Below are 1,898 nucleotides of genomic sequence, written 5' to 3' on the forward strand. Positions count from 1 at the left end.
TCGCGCCGCGCCGGCTCCAGGGTCAGCTCCGGCTGGCCGGTGCCTTGATTGATCTTCTCGACGCCGACCATCAGGTTCTTGAACTCCGGCAGATAGACCGAGACCGGGTCGAGCAGCTGCAGCCGTCCTTCCTCGACCAGCATCATGGCGGCGACCGAGGTGAACGGCTTGCTCATCGAGGCGATGCGGAAGATCGCATCCGGCTTCATCGGCACCTGCTTCTCGCGGTCCTGGAAACCGAAGGCCTTGGCGTAGGCGACCTTGCCCTTGCGCGCGATCAGCACGACGGCGCCGGGAATGAGCCCCTTGTCGACATCGGCCTGAAACGCGTTGGTCAGGCGTTGAAGTCGTTCCGACGACAGTCCCAGGGCTTCGGGCGAATTGGCTTTGGGCAGGCCCTCGGCGACGACGGGCGCGGTCGAGCTTGCCATCAGCAGGAACAGCGAGACCGCCGCGAGCAACGGCTTGGACATCAGCAGACGCTGTCGCATCGTTTCTTCCTCCGATCATCCATGGAAGATCGATGCAGCCTGCGCGTGCCGAGATCGCTTGCGATTGACCTGGGTCAACGCCGGCCGCTTTTTGCCGCGGGAATCCGCGCCTCAGCCGGCGTGCGGGAGTGGTCTATGGAACCTGGTCGCCGCGCCAATGCGCCCGCAGCACGGCGGCGATGCTCGTTGGCCGCTCGACGATGCTCCAATGACCCGCATCCTGCTCGACATGCAGTCGCGCGCCATGGGTTTGCGCGAAGCGGCTGAGGACATCGCGGGACATGTAGGGATCCTGCGTGCCTGAGATCACGAGCCCGCGTCGCGGCAGTTGCGCGAGGCGTGCGATCCAGTCGCCGCCGAAGCGCAGCCCATCGGCGGAGCGATACAGCGCGAGGATGGCGCGGCGCATCGGCGCCCGCCACGCCGCCGCTTCACGCGCGGCCAGCTCCGGCGGCAGCCCGCTCTGCCGGAACATCCGCGCCATCGCGCCTCGCGTCGACACCGCCATGAAGAGCTCGCCCAGCACCGGCGTGTTCCAGATCCGCGCAATGCGATGTCCCCGATAGTCCGGATCGAGCACGCCGCCCGCGACCGCCCAGGAGCGCACCAGTTCTGGCCGCAGCGACGCCGCGCGCAGCACCAGCAGCGCGCCCCAGTCATGCCCGACCAGATCGAGCGGCCCGAACGCCGCATGCTGCGCCTCCATCAAAGCGACCAGCCAGTCGGCATAGGCGTCCTTGGTGCAAGCAAAGCCGGCCGGGGCTTCGCCGCCGAAGCCGGGCAGGCAGGGCAGGGCGACAGTCTCGCCGAGTGCGGCGACGAGCGGGTCCCAGATCGCGGGCGTATCGGGGACGCCGTGGAGGAAGATACGGTTGGTCATGGCGTCAGCCTAGCACATTCGCGACCTTCGTATTCGGCGAAGTTTGTTCTTTCCTTTTTTCAGAAATCATGCTTGTATGCGCCATCCCGCCTCATCGAACAGGGGCGTACGCGTCGTCACGATACGTGGAGTGCGGGGAGCGATGGCCGTGAGGCGCCGGTGGACGACCGGTGTGTTGCGGACGGCGAAGTCGTGTGGTCCTGGCACCCCGAAGCTGGTGTCAAGCCGGTCGCGTTCATGACGAGCGCGCCGGTGACGGGGGCAATCGAGCCGGTCCCCGGGGAGAGCGCGAAGTAAGCCGTAAAGCCGTTGCGCAGGGAAGGCCGGGAGGTCCTGGCCGATCCTGTGGTTCCTGCCCCGTGCATCTCTTTCCGCACGGGGGCCGCGGGTGTCGGCAGACGCCCGGCCTTCCCTGCACCCTCGAATGAGAGGGGCGATGCTAATGATTAGCCCGGGCACGATGGTGTCGCGGGAATGATGAGGTGCGTGCTGATGCAGATGTTGACGCCGCCAACCACACCCTCACC

General features: G+C 66.9%; 2 protein-coding genes. Both read right to left on the reverse strand.

Going from position 1 to position 1,898, the window contains the following annotated elements; translation table 11 throughout:
• Positions 1-491, reverse strand: a 491-nt coding sequence (locus BRAS3809_RS25930) for a serine hydrolase domain-containing protein (protein ID WP_201767127.1), incomplete at its 3' end; no start/stop codon positions are given.
• Between the two features lie 133 nt (positions 492-624).
• Positions 625-1,371 (reverse strand): alpha/beta fold hydrolase, encoded by a 747-nt coding sequence (locus BRAS3809_RS25935; protein ID WP_008964986.1) that lies wholly within the window; start codon positions 1,369-1,371, stop codon positions 625-627.
• Positions 1,372-1,898: the final 527 nt, after the last annotated feature.

The organism is Bradyrhizobium sp. STM 3809 (genome assembly GCF_000239795.1).
GTDB lineage: Bacteria > Pseudomonadota > Alphaproteobacteria > Rhizobiales > Xanthobacteraceae > Bradyrhizobium.

Coding starts and splice junctions, on each gene's coding strand:
- BRAS3809_RS25935 (WP_008964986.1), bottom strand. CDS start 1,371: ATGACCAACCGTATCTTCCTCCACGGCGTCCCCGATACGCCCGCGATC.